At 35.1% G+C, this 24,982-nt stretch carries 23 protein-coding genes; 10 read left to right on the forward strand and 13 right to left on the reverse strand.

Annotated elements, in window-relative coordinates; translation table 11 throughout:
* Nucleotides 1-33 precede the first annotated feature (33 nt).
* On the reverse strand, nucleotides 34-1,389 hold the full coding sequence (gene mepA / locus NST10_RS08410; protein ID WP_000651040.1) for a multidrug efflux MATE transporter MepA: 1,356 nt from the start codon (nucleotides 1,387-1,389) through the stop codon (nucleotides 34-36).
* A gap of 106 nt (nucleotides 1,390-1,495) precedes the next feature.
* Nucleotides 1,496-1,915, reverse strand: a complete 420-nt coding sequence (gene mepR, locus NST10_RS08415; RefSeq protein ID WP_000397416.1) for a multidrug efflux transporter transcriptional repressor MepR — start codon at nucleotides 1,913-1,915, stop codon at nucleotides 1,496-1,498.
* A gap of 211 nt (nucleotides 1,916-2,126) precedes the next feature.
* Here mepR and NST10_RS08420 point away from each other — a divergent pair, with 211 nt between their 5' ends.
* Genes NST10_RS08420 through NST10_RS08435 form a run of 4 tightly spaced genes read left to right on the forward strand, consistent with a single transcriptional unit; the run spans nucleotide 2,127 to nucleotide 6,177 of the window.
* Nucleotides 2,127-4,082 carry a BglG family transcription antiterminator gene (locus NST10_RS08420; protein ID WP_000954284.1) on the forward strand — a complete coding sequence of 652 codons (1,956 nt, stop codon included), beginning with the start codon at nucleotides 2,127-2,129 and terminating at the stop codon, nucleotides 4,080-4,082.
* 4 nt (nucleotides 4,083-4,086) lie between these two features.
* Entirely contained in the window at nucleotides 4,087-4,530 is a 444-nt protein-coding gene (locus NST10_RS08425) for a PTS sugar transporter subunit IIA (protein WP_000050762.1), read from the forward strand.
* A gap of 1 nt (nucleotide 4,531) precedes the next feature.
* Entirely contained in the window at nucleotides 4,532-4,816 is a 285-nt protein-coding gene (locus NST10_RS08430; RefSeq protein ID WP_000699538.1) for a PTS sugar transporter subunit IIB, read from the forward strand.
* Nucleotides 4,817-4,830: 14 nt separating this feature from the next.
* Complete coding sequence (locus tag NST10_RS08435; protein WP_001147973.1) at nucleotides 4,831-6,177, forward strand: PTS ascorbate transporter subunit IIC; 1,347 nt, start codon at nucleotides 4,831-4,833, stop codon at nucleotides 6,175-6,177.
* A gap of 93 nt (nucleotides 6,178-6,270) precedes the next feature.
* On the opposite strand, the gene NST10_RS08440 is transcribed toward NST10_RS08435, so the two are convergent.
* The 7 genes from NST10_RS08440 to NST10_RS08470 form a co-directional block, all read right to left on the reverse strand.
* A complete protein-coding gene (locus NST10_RS08440; RefSeq protein ID WP_001060938.1) occupies nucleotides 6,271-7,296 on the reverse strand; it encodes an aldehyde reductase in 1,026 nt (341 codons plus the stop codon).
* A gap of 315 nt (nucleotides 7,297-7,611) precedes the next feature.
* Entirely contained in the window at nucleotides 7,612-8,634 is a 1,023-nt protein-coding gene (locus tag NST10_RS08445) for a lipoate--protein ligase (RefSeq protein ID WP_000280814.1), read from the reverse strand.
* A complete protein-coding gene (locus NST10_RS08450; protein ID WP_001191936.1) occupies nucleotides 8,612-9,556 on the reverse strand; it encodes an NAD-dependent deacetylase in 945 nt (314 codons plus the stop codon). The genes NST10_RS08445 and NST10_RS08450 overlap by 23 nt, the downstream gene beginning before the upstream one ends.
* Nucleotides 9,546-10,346 carry a protein-ADP-ribose hydrolase gene (locus tag NST10_RS08455; protein ID WP_000449073.1) on the reverse strand — a complete coding sequence of 267 codons (801 nt, stop codon included), beginning with the start codon at nucleotides 10,344-10,346 and terminating at the stop codon, nucleotides 9,546-9,548. Before NST10_RS08455 ends, NST10_RS08450 begins: the two co-directional genes overlap by 11 nt.
* On the reverse strand, nucleotides 10,347-10,679 hold the full coding sequence (locus NST10_RS08460; protein ID WP_000731878.1) for a glycine cleavage system protein H: 333 nt from the start codon (nucleotides 10,677-10,679) through the stop codon (nucleotides 10,347-10,349).
* 33 nt (nucleotides 10,680-10,712) lie between these two features.
* On the reverse strand, nucleotides 10,713-11,714 hold the full coding sequence (locus NST10_RS08465; protein ID WP_000240069.1) for an LLM class flavin-dependent oxidoreductase: 1,002 nt from the start codon (nucleotides 11,712-11,714) through the stop codon (nucleotides 10,713-10,715).
* Nucleotides 11,715-11,827: 113 nt separating this feature from the next.
* A complete protein-coding gene (locus NST10_RS08470) occupies nucleotides 11,828-11,926 on the reverse strand; it encodes a hypothetical protein (RefSeq protein ID WP_001803958.1) in 99 nt (32 codons plus the stop codon).
* 95 nt (nucleotides 11,927-12,021) lie between these two features.
* Here NST10_RS08470 and NST10_RS08475 point away from each other — a divergent pair, with 95 nt between their 5' ends.
* Nucleotides 12,022-13,236 (forward strand): NADH-dependent flavin oxidoreductase, encoded by a 1,215-nt coding sequence (locus tag NST10_RS08475; protein ID WP_000286469.1) that lies wholly within the window; start codon nucleotides 12,022-12,024, stop codon nucleotides 13,234-13,236.
* 57 nt (nucleotides 13,237-13,293) lie between these two features.
* Nucleotides 13,294-14,121, forward strand: a complete 828-nt coding sequence (locus NST10_RS08480; protein ID WP_000136022.1) for an alpha/beta hydrolase — start codon at nucleotides 13,294-13,296, stop codon at nucleotides 14,119-14,121.
* 241 nt (nucleotides 14,122-14,362) lie between these two features.
* Here the strand turns inward: NST10_RS08480 and lip2 are convergent, their stop codons facing one another.
* Nucleotides 14,363-16,438, reverse strand: a complete 2,076-nt coding sequence (gene lip2, locus NST10_RS08485) for a YSIRK domain-containing triacylglycerol lipase Lip2/Geh (protein ID WP_339209424.1) — start codon at nucleotides 16,436-16,438, stop codon at nucleotides 14,363-14,365.
* Between the two features lie 416 nt (nucleotides 16,439-16,854).
* Between lip2 and NST10_RS08490 the strand changes: the two genes are divergently transcribed.
* On the forward strand, nucleotides 16,855-18,168 hold the full coding sequence (locus NST10_RS08490; RefSeq protein ID WP_001077712.1) for a YjiH family protein: 1,314 nt from the start codon (nucleotides 16,855-16,857) through the stop codon (nucleotides 18,166-18,168).
* Nucleotides 18,169-18,293: 125 nt separating this feature from the next.
* Here the strand turns inward: NST10_RS08490 and NST10_RS08495 are convergent, their stop codons facing one another.
* Entirely contained in the window at nucleotides 18,294-18,962 is a 669-nt protein-coding gene (locus NST10_RS08495; RefSeq protein ID WP_000936720.1) for an N-acetylmannosamine-6-phosphate 2-epimerase, read from the reverse strand.
* A gap of 139 nt (nucleotides 18,963-19,101) precedes the next feature.
* Between NST10_RS08495 and NST10_RS08500 the strand changes: the two genes are divergently transcribed.
* The gene (locus tag NST10_RS08500) at nucleotides 19,102-19,902 is read left to right on the forward strand and encodes a MurR/RpiR family transcriptional regulator (RefSeq protein ID WP_000667382.1); all 801 of its coding nucleotides are present in this window, start codon (nucleotides 19,102-19,104) and stop codon (nucleotides 19,900-19,902) included.
* Nucleotides 19,903-20,178: 276 nt separating this feature from the next.
* Here the strand turns inward: NST10_RS08500 and NST10_RS08505 are convergent, their stop codons facing one another.
* Complete coding sequence (locus NST10_RS08505; RefSeq protein WP_000291432.1) at nucleotides 20,179-21,039, reverse strand: ROK family protein; 861 nt, start codon at nucleotides 21,037-21,039, stop codon at nucleotides 20,179-20,181.
* A gap of 157 nt (nucleotides 21,040-21,196) precedes the next feature.
* Here NST10_RS08505 and NST10_RS08510 point away from each other — a divergent pair, with 157 nt between their 5' ends.
* Together NST10_RS08510 and NST10_RS08515 are read left to right on the forward strand one after the other, a co-directional pair.
* Nucleotides 21,197-22,078, forward strand: a complete 882-nt coding sequence (locus tag NST10_RS08510) for an N-acetylneuraminate lyase (protein ID WP_001030738.1) — start codon at nucleotides 21,197-21,199, stop codon at nucleotides 22,076-22,078.
* A 39-nt stretch (nucleotides 22,079-22,117) separates the two neighbouring features.
* Nucleotides 22,118-23,650, forward strand: a complete 1,533-nt coding sequence (locus NST10_RS08515; protein ID WP_000665741.1) for a sodium:solute symporter — start codon at nucleotides 22,118-22,120, stop codon at nucleotides 23,648-23,650.
* A gap of 104 nt (nucleotides 23,651-23,754) precedes the next feature.
* Here NST10_RS08515 and NST10_RS08520 read toward each other — a convergent pair whose 3' ends face one another.
* Complete coding sequence (locus tag NST10_RS08520; protein ID WP_001022980.1) at nucleotides 23,755-24,975, reverse strand: NupC/NupG family nucleoside CNT transporter; 1,221 nt, start codon at nucleotides 24,973-24,975, stop codon at nucleotides 23,755-23,757.
* Between the last annotated feature and the right edge of the window lie 7 nt (nucleotides 24,976-24,982).

The raw sequence follows: 24,982 nt of genomic DNA on the forward strand, positions 1-24,982 counted from the left end.
CGAAATATACTCAGCCAGAAGTGTACGAAATATTTAACCTTCTATTAATTCAGATGTATCAACTGTCAAACGATCACGTAATAAATAGACGATTAACATTGCTGCTAAAGCACAAAGTGACTCAGCAATTAATAATGACCAAATGACACCTGTTAGTCCAAACAAAGCATTCATAATAAATAGTACTGGAATGATAACCACACCTTGTAAAATGGCCATAATTGTAGCACCGCGACCTTGACCAGTTGCTTGAAGCATACCAGTAAACAAGAAACCTATACCATTTAATAACAATGATGTCATTGTTACTTTCAAAATAAATGTCGCCATCTCAACAATGGCTTGATCAGTAGTAAATAGTCCGACCATATGATGTCCAATTGTAAATACCGCAATCATACATACAACAAAGATAACGCCGATAGACATGATAACTGCTTTGATAACGTCTTTCATACGACCTTTATTTGACATAAAGTTATATGCAATTAATGGTACAACACCTTCACATAAGCCCATGATAATAAGTTCTGGAAATTGCACAAGTCTAAATGAGATACCATAACTTGCAATCGCGAAGTTTCCATAATGTGCTAAAAATAAATTTAAAACTAATCCTGTGAATCCCATTAAGATACTCATTAAAAATGCAGGAATACCGATTTTAAAGATTTCAGAAAGCATTTCTTTATTAGGTTTCGCAAGTTTAATATTAACTGACACAACGTCACTATTTTTCATAAAATAAATGATAAAGAACAGAGCAGCAGCAACATTACTGATTGCAGTACCCAAAGCTGCACCAACAACGTTTAAATCAAAACCAAAAATTAAAATTGGATCTAAAATAATATTTAAGCCTACACTAGCTAACATACCAATCATAGAAATCATTGGTGCCCCAATTGCACGTGCAAATTGTTCTAATATGAAGAACAAAATTACAAAAGGTGCACTTAAAAACATTACTTTCAAATAATTACTTGTTAAAGCTAACGTTTCACCTCTCGCCCCTAAAATTGCTGCGATTTGATCACTGAATGGTAAAGCAACTAAAATTACGATAAGTCCTAGTGCAATACCACCATAAATAGAGAAACTACTTACAAATTTACTCTTACTATAGTCTTTCGCACCTAATAAACGTGAAATATAAGTTCCTGCACCAACGCCAAATAAATTACCCAACCCCATTAAGATAGCAAATACTGGCAGTGTTAGTGAGATAGCAGAAATCATGTGGCTATCTTCTAAAAATCCTATAAAGTAAATATTTAATATGCCATAAATAACGCTTAATAAAGTCCCTATCATCATTGGCAATGAGAAATGCATCATCGCTTTAAATACTGGCGATTTCTCAAAATAATATAATTGTTCGTCTTTCATTGTTCAATACTCCTTGTCTTTTCCAATAATTAGCTTACTAACAATTAGATATCTAACTATAACATTAAAGATAAAGTGACTGATTTCTACCAGTCACGCTTACCATTTATTGTAAACTAGATAACATTTTAGTTAAGTTTGCTTTCATCTGTTCATTTTCTTCTTCAGATAACTGCGATACGAGTGTTTGCTCCATTTCATCAAATATCGAAGTGAATGCTTCTACAAGTTTAATCCCAGAGGTAGTCAGTCCTATATTCTTTCTTCTCGTATCCTGTGCATCGACATAGCGATAGATCAGCTTTTTACGTTCAAGGTTCCTTAATAAATTACTGACAGTTGGACCTGTTCGTTGTAATGCTTTAGCAATATCATTTTGTGTCAGCCCATCTTGTTGATGTGCATAAAGATAACCTAACGTATGCCCTTGCTCATTTGTAATATCAAATTGCTCTAACTTTTGATCAGCCTTTTGTTTCATCTCATGACTAATCATTCTAAATAAATACGAATAAGTGAATTCCATTTATTGCACCACCATTTCGTTAGATGTCTAACTAAATATACTGCGCCATTTTTAAATTGTCAACATGAATATCTAATTTATTTTAAAAGTTCCTATAAAATCTTGCGCCATAAACATTTTGATATGCAATTTTTCGGATTAAAATATGAAAGAGATTGCATATCTACGTTCTTGAGAAATCGCTTACAATTACAAATAGGAGGATATTACGTTGTTAAGTTATAGACAAATTGAAATTTTGTATCTTTTAATTCATGAGCAAACGTTTATTCCAATCAATACCATTGCTAATCAACTTGGTGTATCACCTCGTACCATTCAATACGATATAGCATATATTGAGCAATATGCTGAAACTTATCATTACCAAGTCAGCCGTAATAAAGCTGCAGGCATCAAAGTAACAACAGCTAACACAACGATATTAAATGAATTAGAGCACAATCTAACGAATCAAATTCATTTTTCAAAAGATGAGCGACTCACACATATCGCTTTAAAGTTATTCGAAACAACTGATCCTGTTTCAACAAAGCAACTTGCGCAAGATGTTAATGTTTCGCGTCGGACAATTGCAGATGATATTAAAATGATTCAAGCCCAACTAGATCAATACCATTTAAAGTTAAATTATGTCCACAATAAAGGATTCAATATTATTGGTGAGGAAGATCATTATCGTAAAGCGTATGCACACTTTATACATCAATATATGAAACAAGCTGCACCTTTTATAGAGGCTGATATCTTTAATTCAGAATCAATCGCATTAGTTCGCCGTGCCATTATTAAGACATTAAATAGTGAAAATTATCATTTAGTTCAGTCGGCTATCGATGGCTTAATCTATCATATACGCATTGCCATTCAGCGTTTAAATGAAAATTTTTCGTTCGATATACCTATCAATGAAATTGATAAATGGCGACATACTAATCAGTATGCTATTGCTTCAAAAATGATAGAAAACTTAGAACGCAGTTGTAATGTCACATTTCCAGAGTCTGAAATTATCTTTATCACGTTACATTTACTAGGCTCTAAAATGACCGAACATACAGCATCTTCAATTACCTTTGAATACCATGATTTATCGCAAAATATACATGAATTGATCACTTGTGTTAGCCAAGAATTAGGCATTGATATGTCAAAAGACAACAAGTTGCATACCAGTCTTATCACACATATCAAACCAGCTATACATCGTATTAAATACGATATGCTACAACCTAATCCTTTGAGGCAAGAAGTTATGCGTCGCTATCCTCAAATCATTGAAGCCGTTAGCAAGCATATTAGCCCAATTGAACAAGATGCTGCTATTCGCTTCAACGAAGATGAATTAACATACATTACAATTCACTTCGCATCAAGTATAGAGCGTGTTGCAACACATAAACAATCAATGATTAAGGTTGTCTTACTATGTGGTTCTGGTATAGGCACGTCGCAACTTTTAAAATCAAAACTAAATCATCTGTATCCTGAGTTTCACATTTGGGATGCCTATTCCATTTATCAATTGGAAGAAAGTCGATTATTGCAAGATAACATTGATTATGTCATTTCAACAGTACCTTGTGAAATCTCAGCTGTACCAGTTATTCATGTCGATCCATTTATCAATCAGCAATCTCGTCAAAAATTGAATCAAATTATCAATGACTCAAGAGAACAACGAGTCATGAAAATGGCAACTGATGGCAAGTCACTCGCAGATTTATTGCCTGAACATCGCATCATTATAAATAAACAACCATTATCAATTGAATCGGCAATTACAGTGGCTGTGCAACCTTTAATCAATGATGGCATTGTCAATTCAAATTATACAGCTGCAATTTTAAAACAATTAGAACAATTCGGGTCATATATGGTCATTAGTCCACACATTGCACTTATTCACGCTGGTACTGATTATGTACAGAATGGTGTAGGTTTCGCACTAACTTATTTCACTGAAGGGATTATTTTTGGTAGTAAAGCTAACGATCCCGTTCACCTTGTAATTACATTAGCAACGGACCACCCCAATGCACATTTAAAGGCATTGGGACAGTTAAGCGAATGCTTAAGCAACGACTTATGTCGACAAGATTTCTTAGATGGGAATATTTTTAAAATTAAACAACACATTGCTTTAACTATGACAAAGGAGGTTTAATAACGTGTCATTAGACATTTTGTCAACAACACGCATCATTGTAAAAGAACAAGTAAATGATTGGACTGAAGCTATAACTATAGCTTCTCAGCCATTACTACAAGAACAAATTATTGAACAAGGCTATGTTCAAGCAATGATTGATAGCGTTAATGAACTTGGACCTTATATCGTTATCGCACCTGAAATTGCAATTGCACATGCAAGACCGAACAATGACGTACATCAAGTTGGTTTAAGTCTATTAAAGTTGAATCAACATGTGGCATTTTGTGATGAAGATCACTACGCATCACTCATTTTTGTATTGAGTGCCATCGACAATCATTCACACTTATCTGTATTACAAAATTTAGCAACCGTACTGGGCGATAACCAAACAGTCCAGCAACTATTAACTGCAACAAACGCACAAGACATTAAAAACATTTTAAAGGAGCATGATTAATATGAAAATTTTAGTAGTATGTGGCCACGGTTTAGGAAGTAGTTTTATGGTAGAAATGAATGCACAAGAAGCGCTTAGGCAACTTAATGCACCATCTGATATCGAAGTTGAACATAGCGACATTATGACAGCAAGTCCAGAGATGGCTGACTTGTTTATTTGTGGTAGAGATTTAGCTGAAAATGCCGAACGTCTAGGGGATGTCTTAGTTCTTGATAATATTTTAGACAAAGCTGAATTACAACAAAAGCTCTCAGAAAAATTACAACAACTTAACATGATTTAAAGGAGGTACGACCTATGCAAGCAATCCTTAATTTTATAGTCGATATTTTAAGTCAACCAGCCATTCTTGTTGCACTGATTGCCTTTATAGGTTTAATCGTTCAGAAAAAACCTGCCGCAACAATCACTTCAGGAACCATTAAAACGATATTGGGCTTCTTAATTTTAAGTGCAGGTGCTGATGTCGTCGTTCGATCTCTTGAGCCATTCGGCAAAATATTCCAACACGCATTCGGTGTGCAAGGTATCGTACCTAACAACGAAGCTATCGTCTCACTAGCCTTAAAAGATTTTGGAACAACAGCTGCACTCATCATGGTCTGTGGCATGATTGTTAATATTTTAATTGCCCGCTTCACTAATTTAAAATATATCTTTTTAACAGGTCATCATACATTTTACATGGCTGCGTTTTTAGCAATCATTTTAACAGTCAGTCATATTAAAGGCTGGCTAACGATTGTTATCGGCGCACTCGTATTAGGATTAATCATGGCAGTCTTACCTGCATTACTCCAACCTACGATGCGAAAAATTACAGGGAATGACCAAGTAGCGTTAGGTCATTTTGGCTCAATCAGTTACTTTGCCGCAGGTGCTGTAGGTCAATTATTCAAAGGTAAGTCTAAATCAACGGAAGAGATTAAATTTCCAAAAGGCTTAAGTTTCTTACGAGAAAGTACAATTAGTATCTCGATTACGATGGCATTACTTTACTTCATCGCATGCTTATTTGCGGGCGTTAGTTATGTACACGAATCTATTAGTGATGGTCAAAACTTTATTGTATTTTCATTAATTCAAGGTGTGACATTTGCTGCTGGTGTATTTATTATTTTAACGGGCGTTCGCTTAATCTTAGCTGAAATCGTCCCAGCATTTAAAGGCATTTCAGAAAAGCTTGTACCAAATTCTAAACCTGCATTAGACTGCCCTATTGTGTTCCCTTATGCACAAAATGCAGTACTAATCGGATTCTTTGTCAGCTTTATTACAGGTGTCATCGGTATGTTTATCTTATTCTTATTTGGTGGCGTCGTCATTTTACCTGGCGTAGTTGCACACTTCTTCTTAGGTGCAACGGCTGCTGTATTCGGTAATGCAAGAGGCGGTATTAAAGGTGCTGTTGCTGGCGCCGCTCTAAATGGTATCCTAATAACGTTTTTACCATTATTATTCTTGCCATTTTTAGGCGAATTAGGTGGTGCTGCAACAACATTCTCAGATACAGACTTTTTAGCTGTCGGTATCGTGTTCGGTAACGCAGTAAAATATATGGGATTATTTGGTGCGATTCTATTTATTATAATCGTAGGTGCAACAGCAATTTTATTAAAAGGTCGTCAAAAGCCACAGCAATAGTGTTAACGTAAAAATATAAAACACCGTCACATATTGAGTGAATGCCCCTTTTATCAAGAGGAAAGCCACTTACTTATGGACGGTGTTTTTGTATTATATTAAATGAAATTTAGCCATACTATCAATTGCTGCTAAAATTGCTTCTTCTTGTGTCGCAATCGGTTCCCAACCAAGTAATGTTTTTGCACGTTCGTTACTTACATTGCGGTTCATATCTAATAAAAGTTTACCTTCTTTAGCTTGATGATTAAATTTAGCACCTAGACTCAAAATAAAGTCTGGCAATTTTTTAGTAGCAACTTTTTGAGCTATTTCAGGTCGTTTTTCTTTAATTAATTTTGCAATTTCCAATAAATCAATTTGCCCATCAGCCGTCGCAATAAATCGTTTACCGCTGGCTTGCTCATTGGTCATTGCCAAAATGTGTAGTTCTGCTACATCTCTCACATCAACAACATTTAATGGAATTTGAGGTACACGTTTCATTGAACCATTCAATAAATTTTCTAATAAATGAAAGCTTCCTGAAACATGTGCATCTAATGATGGTCCAAAAATTGCAACTGGATTGATTGTGGCAAATTCTACTGTCGTATTTTCATTCTCAACAAAATCCCACGCTGCTTTTTCAGCTAACAATTTTGATTTTTCATATACTGATAAGCCTGGTTCATCTTCATTTGTCCAATGACTTTCATTTGTGATTGAATTTTTATCTTTATTACTAAAACCAACTGCACCAAAGTTTGCAGTCATTACCACACGTTTAACACCCGCATGTTGTGCAGCTCTTAAAATACGTTGTATACCTTCAATTGCAGGCTTCGCCATCACTTCTGCATCGTCTGTTTTACCGAAAAACACCGGAGATGCCACACTCAACACATATTTACAATCTTTCATTGCTTCATCCCAATGTTCATCTTGTGATAAATCCGCTTCGACAAACATTAATCGCTCTGTGGAAATGCCATTGTCTTGCATCGTTTTAATTACTTTATCAGCTTTACTTAAATCACGTATCGTCGTTTGTACCTCATAACCTTGTTCTAATAATCGTGAAATAATTCGCATGCCAACAAAACCAGTACCACCGGTCACTAATACTTTATTATTCATCACATAATCTCCTCTTTGTGTCTATTGATTATTCATTATAGCAGTCATTATATTTTGACGTATATAAATAGACTTTGGTAGCTATTATTTAATCTTACTTGTATAAATGAAAATGAATTTATTCCTTTAAAAACTATCATTAACCATTTTCAAATACCCAATCACTAATAAACACAAACGCTATAAATATGATGTCTTTGCTAATTAACTAAATTCATTTTCAATCGTATGTTCAAATCACATAACTACATAGTCACCATTTTAAAAGCAAATACACATGTTCAACGAGAGTGCGACATTAATACCTAAACAATATTAACTTAAAATCATCTCAACCAATGATTCAACCGTAACATTACCAAAATAATAAACGATGTCTAATTGCTTTAACTGATGCGTTAAATCTTCTCTTGTCATTTTTGTTCCTTGTAATGCTTGTTCCACATCTTTTATATCACCTTGTCCAAAGAAATCACCAAAAATTCTACAATCTGCAATACGATTTTGTTCAACAGAAATGGTAATATCTACAGTACCTGATGATAATCTTTCACTTCGATTATATTCATATTTAGGTGACTTCCCATAATTCCAATCCCAATTTTTATACTTTTTACTCGCCAATTCTTCAATCGATTCCCAATCTGCATCAGATAATTCATATCGTTTCGCCTCTTTAATGTCATCGATTCCCAAAATCTGCGTCACCATTAAATTTTTAAATTCTTCAATGGTTATATCCCTATACTTTTCATCCAGTGCTTCTCTAAGATGACCAACACGTGCACGCACAGATTTAATCCCTTTCGATGCAATCTTTTTGCGATTAGGCTTTAACACTTTATCCATTGCTTCATAATTAACATCAAGTAATAGCGAATAACCGCCATAAATACGATTGTTCATTAATGTCATTGCGGCGCCTGACACTTTTTTGCCGTTCAATGTTAAATCATTTCTACCGCTTTGTATCACATCTCTTGCACCTAATGTATGCAACGCCTTTATAGCTGGTTGATAAAATCGTTGAAAATCACCATAAATTGAAGTGTCTTGTTCTAAAATACAACACATATTAACGGCACCTTTATCAACATACACAGCGCCACCACCAGTATCTCGGCGAACTACTTGAATACTGTGTTTATCTATATAATCTTGATTCACTTCTATAGCAGTATTTTGAAAACGTCCAATTTCCACTTTTGGATCACAATAATAAGGGAATAAAATATCTTCATCTAAAAAGATATTCTGGTTAACATAAACTTGCATAGCGAGTGCAATCGCACCATCAGTAATATATTCTCCATTCCTAATCGGTTCTATTAAGTACATCTTTTGTCTCTCCAATGTTGTTATTTTGCGTTGTGCTATCGTTCCGGAGTGCTGTTGTAATCAATGTTGAGATATCCTCAGTTAAATGTATGGTACGTTCTTGAATTGAATTCGGAATGCGATATGCCTTTTTATTCATCGTCATATAAAGGGCATTTTCATTTTTACGTGTCATACGCTGAAAAGGATGTTTCACAAATTGTGGCGTAGTATAACCAATTCCAATTTCCAAATACAACACTTTATCATCTTTATGTTGCTCTAGAAAAGCATTATAACGTTGTAGTTGCGCATGAAATTCAGCATCTTCAACCATGCCAACTTCCGCTTTACGTTTATTCACTTCCATTGGGGCATCACATTTGGGACATCTTGGAATCATCTCCCAAGGTATAAGCATATCTTGTTGCGCAACAACCATTTTACGAATTAAATCATCATTGCGATACGTTTGAGCATGACAATGCTGACTACACTGTTGTAGTATATACTCGCCTTGTATATGAAATACATGCGTCATATCATATTCAGCAGCATCGAAAGCATTGTCTGCATTCGTAGTTATGATATGGTACTGTTTATCTTCCACTAAGGATTTTAATGCGAGATAAGACTGACCTACAGGTTGATCTAAATAGTTTAATGTAATAAAACGACTCTCAAATGCCCAATACTCTTGCCAACTGCCATAAGGATGTAAACTCGCTTGCAACATATCAAAGAAGCGATATTTTTCAATAAAATCTGGGAAATTTTCCGTAAAACGCTCTCCTACATATGTAAACCCGTCAGATGCAGACATGCCTGCACCAATTCCAATCACTATCGCATCTGCTTCATCAATCGCAGTACGCAATACTTCAGCCTGCTTTGTCTTGTCATCCATTAAAAGAGACATTGCATTCCATTTACTACTCTGCATCACGGTTAAATGCCTCCTTATATAGTTGTAAATCCTTATCTGTAAATACATTGAACACGACTTTCAATGTTGAATTTGTTTCTTTGAGATAGCTTTCTACTGTTCGAACAGCAATTTCTGCTGCTTCATCTTGAGGAAAAGCAAATACACCTGTAGATATACAGCAAAATGCTATATGATTTAAACTTTGTTGATCAGCCAATTTAAGACAACTCAAATAGCATTTAGCTAACAAGTCCTGATTCAACTTTGAAACAGGCAATCGACGTATTTGCGGACCAACCGTATGAATTATATACTTTGCTGGCAAATTATATCCACGTGTTATTTTGGCTTTACCTACACCTTCATTGCGCCCTTGTTGTCGAATAATCTCTGCACAATCAAGTCGAACTTGAACACCCGCTTTTGTATGAATAATATTATCAATGCAGTCATGATTAGCTTGCATACATCCTAGAAAGCGACTATTCGCAGCATTAACAATTGCATCGATTTTTAACGTCGTGATATCACCTTGCCAAACAAAGATATTGTCACCTTTTATTGGCTTCAAATCTTTCAAATCCGTAACATGTTGACGATTCAAATCACTTAACATAGCATCTTGTACAGCTAAATATTCATCACTTACAGGTAATGCCGGCCTGACATTTGCTAAACCTCGATATAATTCCCACAAATCTTCAAATGAAGATGGCATTACCAATACGTCATTGTCATTTCTCTCTCGACGCATATCATTGATTAAATATTCAAGTCTCGCTTTATTTGATTTTAACGTTTCCATTTAAGCCTCCGGTAATGCCAGGAATGCTTCTTTATCGACATCATCCAATTTGAACAACCAATTTTCTTCTGGTTTTTCAGAGTTTAAAATTGTCGGTTCTTCTTCCGCTTTTGTATTTCGCTCAATAATCGTTCCTGACAATGGCGTTTGCACATCAATGACCGTTTTCGATGCTTCGATACTCACAATTTCATCATCCACTTTAACTTCATCTGGACTCACGAATTCAACATAACCTACTGTCCCAATATCATCTTGCAATTCAGGTGTCATACTAAACACATACAAATCTCCTACTTTTTCTACCCATAAATAATTGGCTAACTTTTTCATCTTATCTTCATCCTTTCTCTTCTATTTAAAATGCTACAAATAGATTTCCGCGAGTAATTTTAATGTTTTACAACGCTGTTCAATGCCTGGAATAAGCGGTGCTACTAACACCTCATCAACTTCAAACGTAGCAATGAAATCATCTAATTGTGCTTTAACCTGTTCTTGTGTACCTGCAATGATACGTGCTTGATGTGCTTGAATCATCTCTTTGTCTCGATCATTGAGCTTATACTTTTGCGCAGTGTCTACCGATGGAAAATGTTCAAATTCTGCAAATTGTAATTTACCTAATAACCAAACATCTAAGGCATGTTGTAATGCTGCTACTTCCGCTTCGTTATCAGCTACAATGACAAATACAGATGCCATCACCTTTGCGTCCATTTTAATCGTTGATGCTTGGAAATATTTTTTGTAAATATCAATGTTATCCTTCGCTGCATGTATCGCATTTATATCTGGTAGCAAAAATGTTCCAACAGAAAGCCCTATACCTAGTTCGGCAGCTATTTTGGCAGATGTTTCGCTACTACTTAATAACCACATTTCTGGAAAATGATCAATGTGTGGTTGGACACCTAACGTATGCGCACTTGGCTTATCCTTTATTGTAAGATAATCACGTAATAACGAAATCGATTCATCGTAACTATCATATGTAGGATTTATTCCATCTAAAGCTTGCTTTACCATAGTAGTACCCGGATTATTACCAATACCTAAATCAATACGATTTGGATATAACGCTGCCATCATTCTAAAATGCTCAGCAATTTTATAAGGTCGATAGTGCGGCAGCATCACACCACCAGAACCAACTCGTATGTGATTTGTCTGCGCCAATGTATGCATCATCAAAAGTTCTGGACTACTACACGCAAACGCTGGTACATTATGATGTTCTGTAAACCAAATTCGCTTAAAGCCAAGTCGATCTGCTAATTTTGCAAGTGTCACTGAATCCTGCAACGCCTTTTGTGCATCCTTACCTTCATCTATTAAGGCATAGTCTAATACGCTTAATTTAACCAATCCGTCATCTCCAAACTTATCCTGTCATATCAAACCGACATAACATTTTAACGTTCTTAATACCATTCCCTCTTCATATACCCACGTATATGATAACGTTTTTCAATTAACTTTTATATCTTTTCGCTTGTATTTTTCTTTTTCATATTCATATTTTCAGACCTACAAATGACATTCATTAGTTCAATTTTAATTTTAAAAATGCTTTCCATGTACCAATTCTATTCTATCAAGACTGTTCATCATTGATTATTCATTCTTTCCATGGTACTTTGAAAACAATATTGAATAGAAAAGGAATCATAGTATGTACCGATACAAACCACTTTTACAATCAATCCACTTACCTAATGGCATCAAAATTTCGAATCGCTTTGTATTATCACCAATGACCGTAAACGCATCAACAAAAGAAGGCTATATTACAAAAGCAGACTTGGCTTATGCTGCACGTCGCTCTAATTCAGCTGGTATGCAAGTCACCGGCGCTGCTTACATTGAACCTTATGGTCAATTGTTTGAATACGGCTTTAATATTGATCATGATGCTTGTATCCCTGGATTAACTAACATGGCATCTACGATGAAACAACATGGTAGCCTCGCTATTATTCAGCTAGCGCATGCTGGTCGTTTTTCAAATCAAGCAATTTTAAATTTTGGAAAGGTGTATGGACCAAGTCCTATGACGTTGCATTCACCGATTGAACACGATGTTATCGCCATGTCTCATGAGAAAATCAATAGCATCATTCAGCAGTATCGCGATGCTACATTACGCGCGATTAAAGCAGGTTTTGATGGTGTGGAAATTTCGATTGCACAACGTTTGCTGATTCAAACATTTTTCTCAACTTTTTCGAATAAACGTACAGACCATTACGGTGCCGACTCATTAAAAAATCGTGCAAGATTATGTTTAGAAGTTATGCGTGCGGTACAAGAAGTGATTGATAAAGAAGCACCTGACAATTTTATTTTAGGATTTCGAGCAACGCCAGAAGAAACCAGAGGTAGTGATTTAGGATATACCATTGACGAGTTCAATCAATTAATCGATTGGGTCATGGACGTTTCAAACATCCAATATTTAGCAATCGCTAGCTGGGGTCGACATATTTATCAAAATACGTCTCGTACACCAGGTGAACATTTCGGTCGGCCAGTTAACCAAATTGTCTATGAACATTTAGCTGGTCGCATCCCTTTAATTGCAAGTGGCGGGATTAATTCTCCAGAGTCTGCTTTAGATGCTTTACAACATGCAGATATGGTCGGCATGTCTTCTCCTTTTGTCACAGAACCTGACTTTGTGCATAAACTTTCTGAACAGCGACCACATGATATTGACCTTGAATTTTCTATGGCAGATTTAGAAAATTTAGCCATTCCGCGTGCCGCTTTTAAAGATATTGTTAAAATGATGGATTATGGGGAAGGTCTAAAGAAGCATACCCGTGACGCTTTACGTCAATTAGAACAGAATTATCATGACACATCATCAAAAGATAATTTTTCATAGAAATTTAAGACAATGTTATAATGACATCAATTTCAAAAATAAGGAGTCTGTATAGTCGTGACTGAAATTAAAGATAAAGTAATTACTAAAGATGCATTTGAATTACCCTACACAATTATTAAAGCGAAGCATCAACCAACAAAAGGTGCCATTGTCTACATTCATGGTGGCGGTTTAATGTTTGGAAAGGCCAATGATTTATCGCCACAGTATATCGATATCCTTACGGAACATTACGATTTAATTCAACTAAGTTATCGTTTATTACCAGAAGTAAGCCTTGATTGCATCATCGATGACATCTTCACATCATTCGATGCGATTCAATCACAATATTCTAATTGCCCTATTTTTACCTTTGGCAGATCATCAGGTGCATATTTAAGTCTATTAATTGCACGAGACAGAGATATTGATGGTGTTATTGATTTTTATGGTTATAGTGGCATCAATACTGAACCGTTTAAAATGGCAAATAGCTATTACGCTAAAATAGCTCAAAGTGTGAATGAAACAGTACTTGCTCAACTTACTTCACCAACACCGATTATTCAAGATCAAATCGCCCAACGTTTTTTAATCTACGGTTATGCACGTGGTACAGGTGAGTGGATCAATATGATTAACATTGCTGATTATACTGATTCAAAATACAACATCTCACCAAATGAACTTAAAACACTTCCCCCGGTGTTCATTGCGCATTGTAATGGCGATTATGATGTCCCTGTTGAAGAAAGCGAACACATCCACAATCATGTGCCACACTCAACATTTGAACGCGTGAATAAAAACGAGCATGATTTTGATCGTAGACCTAATGACGAAGCAATCACTATTTATCGTAAAGTTGTTGATTTCTTAAACGCTATAACAACGGCGTAATATACCATTATTTTTAAAAACCCAATTTATCATCATGATAAACAGTTATTCAATCAACCATATTATTCATACAATTTATTAAGCTCATAAACAGATACGCCTGTCCCTTTAGTTTTCGCTAATGAGACAGGCGCTTTATTTCACTTTACTATTTTAAAATTCAACACTGTGATGCTACTTATATCTTCCGTGCCATGTTAGTAGCACAAAATACATAGCATATTAAATTACGAATATGAATTTAACTTGCTTTCAATTGTGTTCCTTTACTTTCAGTCGCTTCAACACGCAACAAGTCATTTATAATACCTGTATAGAAGTTGGCGAGTTCTGCACCTTTACGCTTGAAATCCAGGAAATCTACACCGATAAAATCGACATGATCCCATCCTTGTATGATTGGTTTAACTTGCCAGATACCTCTTCGTGTGGCAGGTTCATCATTCGTAACATTAACAAATGGTTGATTGGACGGATGTAATGACGAAATTACTGGTACGACACCATCATTTTTACGCCATTCTTCTCTTGCATCATGACCAATAATTCTACTCGTTGTATCCATTAAGAAAAATGTACCTAAATCAGGATTTTCATAACCTAATGGACCAGTATGAGATGATACACCAGTATAAGTCGTGTACGTAATATTTGGATTCATACTTGTCATGTTGTTCAATTTTGCAGAGCCATTTAACGTTAAATCATACGCAGCATTATCGTCTGATGTCCAAATTTTGCTTTTACTAACGCGTTTTATATAGTCAATGTAACTCTCATTTGGTAATTGTTTAAAGCCCCATTGCGTTAATCCTAAATCGATATTCGAATACTTGTTACCCATAAATCGATTTAAAGCGAACATGATTTTTCTAACAGCTTCTGTATTTCCAAACTTATCAGCTGCTTGTGAACCATTATGTGGTGTTGCTAATGTTGTGATTGATGCAACCATATTGTTATGACCACCAGTGAATAATGGTGATATTTCTCCACCATGCGCTTTATGATAGGCAATTTCTTCTTTGTTACCATTTCTTAAAAACTCTTCCATTAAACGAATTGTTTGACCACCCATACTATGCCCTACAAGATGTACCTTTTTACCAGGTTCCCAATTAGGCATGATTCCTTTATATGTCTTACCATAGCGTTCATGTCCGTATTTAGCTGCATGTGCTGCGCCATAATCTACGCGACCACCTTTGATATAATAATAAAGTTCTACAGCACGATCATAGTTGCTACCAAATGCACTAACACTTGCTTGATGTACATTATAGCCTTGCTTTCTCAATTCTTCGATAACTTTATATTTATTCCCACCCCAATAATTTGGGTATAAAGCAGGTGCATTATCGCCTACTAATCCTAAAAATCCATGTACAAAAACAACTGGATATTTGTTAAGTGGTTGTACTTGATTCGCTTTAAGTGGTCGAACCTTTTTAGCATCTGCTGCTGCATTTGTAGTCGAACGTGTTTTAGGCGCTTGAAGCGCATCTTTGATTAGTTGTTTATTATCAGTATTTTTATCTGTCGGTTTCTCCGGGGAATTTTGACCATCGATATGTTTACTTAAATCGCCAACTTGTGATTTCTGATTACTTTGATGAACATTATCATCTTGCTTTGCATCTATGATTTGATGCGCGGGTTGATGTGTATCTTGTTGATTTGGATGTTTGTCCGTGGTTGCATCTTGTTCTTTTGTTGATTTAGGTGCAGTTTTATCATTAGATGGGGGTGTTGTTGAAGTTGGTGCTGCTTTATCATGATTTGGTATTACCTTTTGTGCCGGAATGGATGGTTGTGATTTATCAACATCATTCGATTGTGACGTTGTCGATTGTGATCCATTACGTTCAGCATGATGGGTATTTTGAATCTGATCATTTTGGCGTTCAGTTTTGTTAGTCGCATTATTTTGATGTGACTGTTTAGAACCTTGTCGTTCAGAATCTTGCTTTACTTGATTATCATTTTGCGTTCTGATTATTTTACTATTTTGTGTTGATTGATGCTTCGATGATTGAAGCATATCTTTACCTTCTGTCACTGTTCCACTTTTACCATTCTCTTTATGCATATCGTCTAATTGCTTTCCTGACTGCATTTGATGTGACGTTATCGCATTCCCTTGTTCTCCCGGTTGATTTAGTGTTTCTTTTTGTGCCGCTGCATTAGTCGTTGGTATTTTTTCCGAGGCTTGTGCTTCATGTGATGTCACAACAAACATTGTAGCCGCTAACACTGACACCACGCCTATTGAATACTTTCTAATACTATACTTTCTTTCTTCTTGTCCTCTTAACATATAATCACCTCAAAAGTATTTTTTTGATCCCCTCTTGAGAATGAAAAACAACTGCACTTTCAATATAACATGACATATATTATTTTTTGATTAAGACTACAAAATTAATAAAAATTTAATAATACGATATTAAATCGATACTAATTATTTACAAATATCTGTATCCTCAAATAATTTATAAATACTTTAATTGTGACGTTGAATCAACACAACAACATTTAAGATAAATATTTTATTAAGCTATATAGTTTCAATCTATATATAATTAGTTAATTTGTATTGGTCTGAAAATAATCCAAACTATACAATTATAGTAAGTTTTCAGATTTTTCTAAATTAAAACAATGATTCATCTCATTAAGGGGAAGATGCATCATACAGTTTTGTGTATTCATTTAAACAAAGGGGTTGCTTTAATGAATCAATATCATTCTAATGCACAACAACCAAGTGCATGGCGTTTTTTTGTCTATAGTTTAGTGGGCATACTATGTTTCTTTATTCCTTTTACGATTAATGGTAACAACACTATTTTCGTCGATCATGTTCATCTAGCCATTCGCTCAATCATAGGTCCACTTATGCCCTATGTTGCACTGATTATGATTTTAATTGGTACAGCGTTACCAATAGTGAGACGTACTTTTATGACTTCAATCACAAACTTGGTCATTACATTATTTAAAGTTGCAGGTGCAATGATCGGTATAATGTATGTATTTAAATTCGGTCCATCAATACTATTTAAAGCTAACTATGGTCCGTTTTTGTTTGAAAAATTAATGATGCCATTAAGTATCTTAATTCCAGTAGGTGCAATTGCGCTTTCTTTATTAGTAGGTTATGGCTTATTAGAATTTGTCGGTGTTTATATGGAGCCTATTATGAGACCTATTTTTAAAACACCAGGAAAATCCGCTATCGATGCAGTGGCTTCGTTTGTCGGCAGTTATTCCTTAGGATTATTGATTACTAATCGTGTCTATAAGCAAGGGATGTACAACAAACGAGAAGCCACGATTATTGCGACTGGCTTTTCAACAGTTTCAGCAACTTTTATGATTATCATTGCTAAAACTTTAGGATTAATGCCTCATTGGAATTTATACTTTTGGATAACTTTAGTCATCACATTTGTCGTGACTGCAATTACTGCATGGCTACCGCCAATCACCAATGAATCAACAGAATATTATAACGGACAAGAAGGAGAACAAGAAGTTGCTATTGAAGGAAGCAGACTGAAAACTGCATATGCAGAGGCGATGAAACAAAATGCATTAACACCATCCCTCGTGAAGAACGTTTGGGACAATTTGAAAGACGGTTTAGAAATGACTGTTGGTATTTTACCTTCTATATTATCGATTGGTTTTTTAGGGCTGATTGTAGCGAACTATACACCATTCATTGATTGGCTTGGCTACATATTCTATCCATTTATTTATATTTTCCCAATTGCTGATCAGGCTGTACTTGCAAAAGCTTCAGCGATTTCTATTGTAGAAATGTTTCTACCATCTTTGTTAGTAACTAAAGCTGCAATGAGTACTAAATTTGTCGTCGGTGTAGTAAGCGTATCAGCCATTATCTTTTTCTCAGCATTAGTGCCATGTATACTAGCAACTGAAATTAAAATACCTGTCTGGAAACTCATCATCATTTGGTTTTTACGCGTGGCATTGTCGCTATTAATCACCATCCCCGTCGCTTTACTTATTTTTGGATAAAGTTGAAAATAAAATCACTATCATAAACAAACAAAACGAGATGAACCCATTACATTCATTCAGCCACCTAAGATAATTAGGTACCTTTAATTAATGATGGTCATCTCGTTTTTTATCGTTATCATTTAATCTTCCATAATTTGAACAAAACGTTTCGTAATTTCTTTTGGTCGTGTTATCGCACCACCAACGACTGAACAATGAACGCCTAAGTCCATCACGCGTTTATACATATCCGGTGTAATGACATTACCTTCCGCAATAACTTTTGCATCAACACTTTGTAGTACATCTTTTAGAAATTGGAAGTCATTTTGATAAAGTAATTGTCCTTGCGTATAACTAGTATAGCCATGTAACGTCGTGCCAATATAATCAAAGCCAAGTCGTGCCGCATTTTTAGCTTCTTCAACGGTCGCGATATCAGCCATGATTTCAACGTTCGGTGCATGTGTTCTAATATATGATACTAATTCGTCTAACGTTTCTTTCGGACGTTGCTGTAACGTTGCATCCAATGCAATGACTTCACATTGGCTTTCTATCAGTTCATCAACTTCTTTTGACGTTGCTGTAATGAAAACATCTGAGTGATCATAGTCACGTTTCACAATGCCAATAACTGGTAAATCTACCGTTTCTTTAATTGCTAAAATGTCTTCCTTAGTATTTGCACGAATACCAACAGCACCACCTTCATACGCAGCTAATGCCATTTTCGACATAATAAAAGATGAATGCAATGGTTCATCTGGTAGTGCCTGACAAGATACTATTAATCCATGTGGTAACATTATTCCTCACTCCATAAGTCGTTTTTTCACGTAAAGTCATTTACAATATATCATTAAGATAATTTTTATCAATGCTTTTTACTATCTTGAAAATATTTTTCATATATAATAGTAATCATTAAGATGAAGGGGTGACACAATGAAATTTGAGAATCGTGTTCAACGTTATCAACATTTATTTACAAAAACTGATAAACGCATCGTCAATTATATAAGACAAAATGGCTATAGCGATGCCTTTTCAACGATTAACTCCTTAGCCCATGCGATTGGTACATCACCAGCAACGATGACACGCTTTAGTCATAAGCTGGATTATGAGAATTTCCAAGATTTAAAATTTAATATTCAACAAGAAATGACAGAGACAGTTATTGAAAATAGCCCAATTATTCAAAGAATTCATAAATATCATCAACAAATCATTCAACAAACTGGTGAATTTATTGATAACGACATTATCCAAACCTTTATCGACAAACTTCAATCAAGTCGACATATACTCTTTGCTGGACTAGGTAGCTCTGGTTTATCAGCGACTGAATTTTATTATCGTATGATTCGTATGGGGCTAAAAGGTAATGTTACTACCGATTCACATTTAATGAAAATATCGGCATCCCTACTATCTCATTCGGATATGTTTATTGCTATGTCAAATAGTGGTAATACTTCGGAATTAATTTCTGCAGCGGAAGTCGCCAAATCTCATGGTGCATATGTCGTTGCCATCACAAATTTCGAAGGTAGTAAACTTACAGATTGTGCAGATTTAGTACTTTTAACAACGGATCAATCGCGTAATACCGACCATCAATTTATCAACACACAAATTGCGACACTCTTTTTAATCGATATCGTGAGCTATCATTTATTAGAAAATACGAATCTGAGTCAAACTTATCAACATACTAAATCTATTATCCTAGACAACAAATAACTAGTAGTATATTCAAATCCACCTGCAACTGTAGACAATCATCGTGATTGTCCCAACGAGTTGCTAGGTGCTTTTTTAATTTCAATACCAAATATTTTTTACATTTTCTAAAATTTTAATATCTCAGCTTCTTCAATTTAATATGCCCGTGTCACACTGTTGGTTGATATAGTTTAGATTGGTCATGGATATAACATAATCTGTGGAACTAACAACAGCTCTCATCTCTCGTAACGGTTTCAAATTCTATTTTAGAATGACTCCTTCTTTCAACCATCATTGCAAACAGCCATATAATGCTGCATCATTTTTACTCTTAGTCGTTTGTATTGGTGCATAAACATAGTCTTTTGGTAAATAGTGTGCAACTTTCGGCTCGATATATTTAATGAGATTGTCTCCTTGTTCAGATATACCGCCACCAATTAATATAAGCCCTGGATCATACATGACTTGTATTTGGGCAATCCCTTCTGCTACATCTTCTGCCCACTCATTCAATATTTGTTTTGCAATATCATCACCTTCTTCAGCTGCTTCAAACAATACTGGCACATGTGTGCTTCTCGTAAATCCTCCGTCAATCATGCGCTTTTTCAATGCACTCGTTGCAGCACGTTGCTCAAACGTTGTATTTTCAGTTGGACGATACAATAAATACCCAACTTCATTTGCCTTATGAAGTTCACCATTATCAATATGGCCTTGATTATTTTTGTACGCACCACCAATGCCTGTACCAAGCGTCATACAAAAGATCCGTTCTGCTTGATATTGATGTAATTTCAATTCTCCTAGTAATGCAGCGTTTACATCATTTTTTACTTTGACATAAGGAGACAGTGATTTTAATAATCGCTTAAAATTAGTACCTTTATAATTCGGAATGGTTGGCCCTGCGTATACAATTTCGCCTTTTTGTTCATCAACAACGCCTGCTGATGAAATACCTATGACAGGTTGGATCAAATGATATTGCTTCATATATCCTGTTACAATCTCATATACTTTGTCAGTAATAAGCTCACTTTTGTTGTCCGGCGTTGGTATTTGTTGATAGTCAAACATATTCAATTGCTTATCAATAACTGCCGATTTAATTTGAGTGCCTCCAATATCGATTGCGATGTAATACACCTTACTCACTCCATTTCTATTGATTTTGAAAAAAATTTTCATTAATTATACATAAATATGACTACAATTTTCAAAAAGATATTGTTACATTTTATGATAGCGTTTACAATTATAGCTGTAAACTATATTATCAAATGATTTTTGGAGGGACTTCATAATGAACAAAGATTTAAAAGGTTTATATGCAGCGTTACTCGTTCCTTTTGATGAAAATGGTCAAGTAAATGAACAAGGACTTAAACAAATTGCTCAAAATGCCATTGAAACTGAAGAATTAGACGGTCTTTATGTAAATGGTAGCTCAGGCGAAAACTTTTTATTAAATACAGAACAGAAGAAGCAAGTTTTCAAAGTTGCCAAAGAGGCAGTTGGGGATAAAGTGAAATTGATTGCTCAAGTAGGTTCGTTAGATTTAAATGAAGCCATTGAACTCGGAAAATATGCCACAGAACTCGGTTATGATGCACTTTCTGCCGTAACACCATTCTACTATCCATTTACTTTTGAAGAAATTAGAGATTACTATTTCGATATTATCGAAGCAACACAGAACAATATGATTATTTATGCAATACCAGATTTAACAGGTGTGAATATTTCTATTGAACAATTCAGCGAGCTTTTTAATCACGAAAAAATTGTTGGTGTTAAATATACAGCGCCAAACTTCTTCCTACTCGAACGTATTAGAAAAGCATTCCCAGACAAATTAATCTTATCTGGCTTTGATGAAATGTTAGTTCAAGCTACGATTTCTGGCGTAGATGGTGCAATTGGTTCTACATATAACGTTAATGGTCGCCGCGCTAGAAAAATCTTCGACTTAGCAAGACAAGGTCAAATTCAAGAAGCTTACCAACTACAACATGATTCAAACGACATCATCGAAACAGTGTTATCAATGGGGATTTATCCAACATTGAAAGAAATACTACGTCACCGTGGCATTGATGCAGGATTACCGAAACGTCCATTCAAACCTTTTAACGAAGCACATCGACAAACATTAGATCAACTCATTGCAAAATACGATTTATAGACATCAAAGAATCAATACATTGTAAAGGGGATGTTGCCCATGAAAGAAGTTGGGTTTGGCACACTAAACTGGGTTGCCGTTATCATATATCTACTAGCTATGTTACTCATTGGCGTTTATTTTACTAAGCGCGCGAGCCAAAGTACGAATAGTTTCTTTACTGCAAGTGGTCGCTTGCCATCTTGGGTAGTTGGGTTTTCAATTTATGCCACTACATTAAGTGCAATTACGTTTATGTCTACACCAGAGAAAGCATTTTTAACAGATTGGTCATATATTGCAGGTAACATCGCTATCGTAGCAATTATTCCATTACTCATTTATTTCTATGTTCCATTCTTTAAAAAGTTAAAGGTAACATCTGCATATGAATATCTAGAAGCACGTTTCGGACCTAGCATTCGTGTTATTGGCTCATTATTATTTGTCGTTTATCATCTAGGGCGTGTAGCAATCGTTATCTACTTACCAACATTAGCGATTACATCTGTATCAGACATGAACCCTTATATCGTTGCATCACTCGTTGGTTTACTATGTATTTTATATACATTTTTAGGTGGTTTCGAAGGTGTGGTTTGGAGTGATTTCATTCAAGGCGTCATTCTATTAGGCGGCGCTTTAGTTATCATCATTCTTGGTGTTATGAACATTAAAGGCGGTTTTGGCACTGTCTTTGCAGATGCGATTGAGCACAAAAAATTAATTAGTGCAGACAATTGGAAACTGAATACTGCAGCAGCTGCCATTCCAATTATTTTCCTAGGAAATATTTTCAACAATTTGTATCAATACACGGCGAGTCAAGACGTCGTGCAGCGTTATCAAGCTTCTGATAGTTTAAAAGAAACAAATAAATCGTTATGGACAAATGGTATCCTAGCTTTAATTTCAGCACCCTTATTTTATGGTATGGGTACAATGTTGTATTCATTTTATGCACATGAAGCTGTTTTACCAAAAGGCTTCAATACATCATCTGTAGTGCCATATTTCATTTTGACTGAGATGCCACCATTTGTAGCAGGATTACTTATTGCAGCCATTTTCGCAGCTGCACAGTCTACCATTTCATCTAGTTTAAATTCTATATCTGCTTGTATTTCAATCGACATTAAGCAACGCTTCTTCGGAAAAGGTAGCGAACGACACGAAGTTAACTTTGCACGTTTCATTATCATCATTGCAGGTATTTTCGGTTTTGGAATGTCACTATACTTAATTGCTTCTAATTCAAATGACTTATGGGATTTATTCTTGTTTGTAACTGGATTATTCGGCGTTCCATTGGCTGGTGTATTTGCAGTTGGTATTTTCACTAAACGTACGAATACATTCGGTGTTATTTGTGGATTAATATTGGGTATCATCTTTGCTTATGTCTATAATGGTGTTGGCAAAGGTAACTCACCTTTCTATGTATCTACCATTTCATTTACAGTTGCTTTTGTCTTTGCTTATATACTTAGCTTCATTGTCCCTTCAAAACATAAAAAAGATATAACGGGATTAACAATTTTTGAAAAAGATAAACCATCAACATACATTTCAAAAACGGCTACGAAAAAGTAGATTGTTATGATAAAACCCCGTCACTAAGTTATGATGCGCTGTTGCGCCACCTTGGTGATGGGGTTTAGCTTTGCCATGAATTTAATTTAGATACTTCGATTAATTTATAATACTAGGCCAATGATTGATCCTGAAATGATTGAAGCTAGAGTTGAACCAAGTAACAGCCTCATTGCAAAGGATGCAACTTTTTCTCCTTGTTTATCACTAATGCCTTTAATTGAACCTACGATGATACCAACCGTACCAAAATTAGCGAAGCTTACTAAGTAAACTGAAATGATACCTTGTGTTCGAGCAGATACATCACCCAGGACATTTTTAAAATCAAGCATTGCTACAAACTCATTTGTAATTAATTTGGTCGCCATTAAAGAGCCAGCTGGAACAGCTTCGCTCCATGGAATCCCCATTAAGAATGCGATTGGTGCAAACACATAGCCAATAAGCTGTTTAAAGTTCAAACCAACACTACCAAACATGATATTAATTGCTTCCATTAATGAAATAAATGCTAACAACATTACGGCTACTACAACAGCGATTTTAAACCCATCCATCGCACTATCACCAATCATTTGGAAAAAGGCAACTTTCTTAGGTTTCCCTGTTTTTCCATTCAATGTTTTAGTTTCTGTGGATTTCGTTAAGTTATCAATTTCAACATCAGTATCATCAGATTTATAGGGATTGATTACACTGGCGATGATAAGCGCACTAAAAATATTTAACATTACTGCTGTAACTACGAACTTAGGCTCAATCATCTGCATATATGAACCCAACATTGCCATACTAACAGCACTCATACCAGATGTCGCAATTGTATATAATTTTGCTCTAGACAACTTTGGTATAATATCTTTTATAGTTAAATACACTTCTGGCTGTCCAAACATCGCTGTCGAAATAGCAAAGTAACTTTCTAAACGCCCCATTCTCGTTATTTTATTAATAGCAATACCTACATATTTGATAATAAATGGTAATACCTTAATATAATTAAAAATGCCTATTAATACAGAAATGAACACTAATGGCAGCAACACATTTAAAAAGAATGTAAAGCCATTTTTATTTTGTATATCTCCAAAAACAAAGTTTATACCTGCTTTACTAACATTTATTAACCCTTCAAAAAAAGAACCTAATGCAGTTAAGATTGTTAAACCAATCGTTGTGTTCATCATAAATATCACAATCAACACTTGAATAAATATCATTATTAACGTCTTTTTGAAGTCTATGTTTTTACGATCATAACTGAATAAAAACGCAACAAATAGTGCAAATGCTATCCCTGTGATAGCGAATAAAATATTCATGTATCAT

The sequence above is a fragment of the Staphylococcus sp. FSL W8-0305 genome (assembly GCF_037966415.1).
GTDB classification, from domain to species: domain Bacteria; phylum Bacillota; class Bacilli; order Staphylococcales; family Staphylococcaceae; genus Staphylococcus; species Staphylococcus aureus.

Excerpts from the sequence above, each read along its gene's own strand:
- NST10_RS08445 (WP_000280814.1), bottom strand. The coding sequence starts at position 8,634 with ATGTACTTAATAGAACCGATTAGGAATGGAGAATATATTACTGATGGT.
- NST10_RS08435 (WP_001147973.1), top strand. The coding sequence starts at position 4,831 with ATGCAAGCAATCCTTAATTTTATAGTCGATATTTTAAGTCAACCAGCC.
- NST10_RS08440 (WP_001060938.1), bottom strand. The coding sequence starts at position 7,296 with ATGAATAATAAAGTATTAGTGACCGGTGGTACTGGTTTTGTTGGCATG.
- NST10_RS08495 (WP_000936720.1), bottom strand. The coding sequence starts at position 18,962 with ATGTTACCACATGGATTAATAGTATCTTGTCAGGCACTACCAGATGAA.
- NST10_RS08500 (WP_000667382.1), top strand. The coding sequence starts at position 19,102 with ATGAAATTTGAGAATCGTGTTCAACGTTATCAACATTTATTTACAAAA.
- NST10_RS08520 (WP_001022980.1), bottom strand. The coding sequence starts at position 24,975 with ATGAATATTTTATTCGCTATCACAGGGATAGCATTTGCACTATTTGTT.
- lip2 (WP_339209424.1), bottom strand. The coding sequence starts at position 16,438 with ATGTTAAGAGGACAAGAAGAAAGAAAGTATAGTATTAGAAAGTATTCA.
- NST10_RS08455 (WP_000449073.1), bottom strand. The coding sequence starts at position 10,346 with ATGGAAACGTTAAAATCAAATAAAGCGAGACTTGAATATTTAATCAAT.
- NST10_RS08430 (WP_000699538.1), top strand. The coding sequence starts at position 4,532 with ATGAAAATTTTAGTAGTATGTGGCCACGGTTTAGGAAGTAGTTTTATG.
- NST10_RS08510 (WP_001030738.1), top strand. The coding sequence starts at position 21,197 with ATGAACAAAGATTTAAAAGGTTTATATGCAGCGTTACTCGTTCCTTTT.
- mepR (WP_000397416.1), bottom strand. The coding sequence starts at position 1,915 with ATGGAATTCACTTATTCGTATTTATTTAGAATGATTAGTCATGAGATG.
- NST10_RS08515 (WP_000665741.1), top strand. The coding sequence starts at position 22,118 with ATGAAAGAAGTTGGGTTTGGCACACTAAACTGGGTTGCCGTTATCATA.
- NST10_RS08470 (WP_001803958.1), bottom strand. The coding sequence starts at position 11,926 with ATGGAAAGCATTTTTAAAATTAAAATTGAACTAATGAATGTCATTTGT.
- NST10_RS08475 (WP_000286469.1), top strand. The coding sequence starts at position 12,022 with ATGTACCGATACAAACCACTTTTACAATCAATCCACTTACCTAATGGC.
- NST10_RS08460 (WP_000731878.1), bottom strand. The coding sequence starts at position 10,679 with ATGAAAAAGTTAGCCAATTATTTATGGGTAGAAAAAGTAGGAGATTTG.
- NST10_RS08450 (WP_001191936.1), bottom strand. The coding sequence starts at position 9,556 with ATGCAGAGTAGTAAATGGAATGCAATGTCTCTTTTAATGGATGACAAG.
- NST10_RS08490 (WP_001077712.1), top strand. The coding sequence starts at position 16,855 with ATGAATCAATATCATTCTAATGCACAACAACCAAGTGCATGGCGTTTT.
- mepA (WP_000651040.1), bottom strand. The coding sequence starts at position 1,389 with ATGAAAGACGAACAATTATATTATTTTGAGAAATCGCCAGTATTTAAA.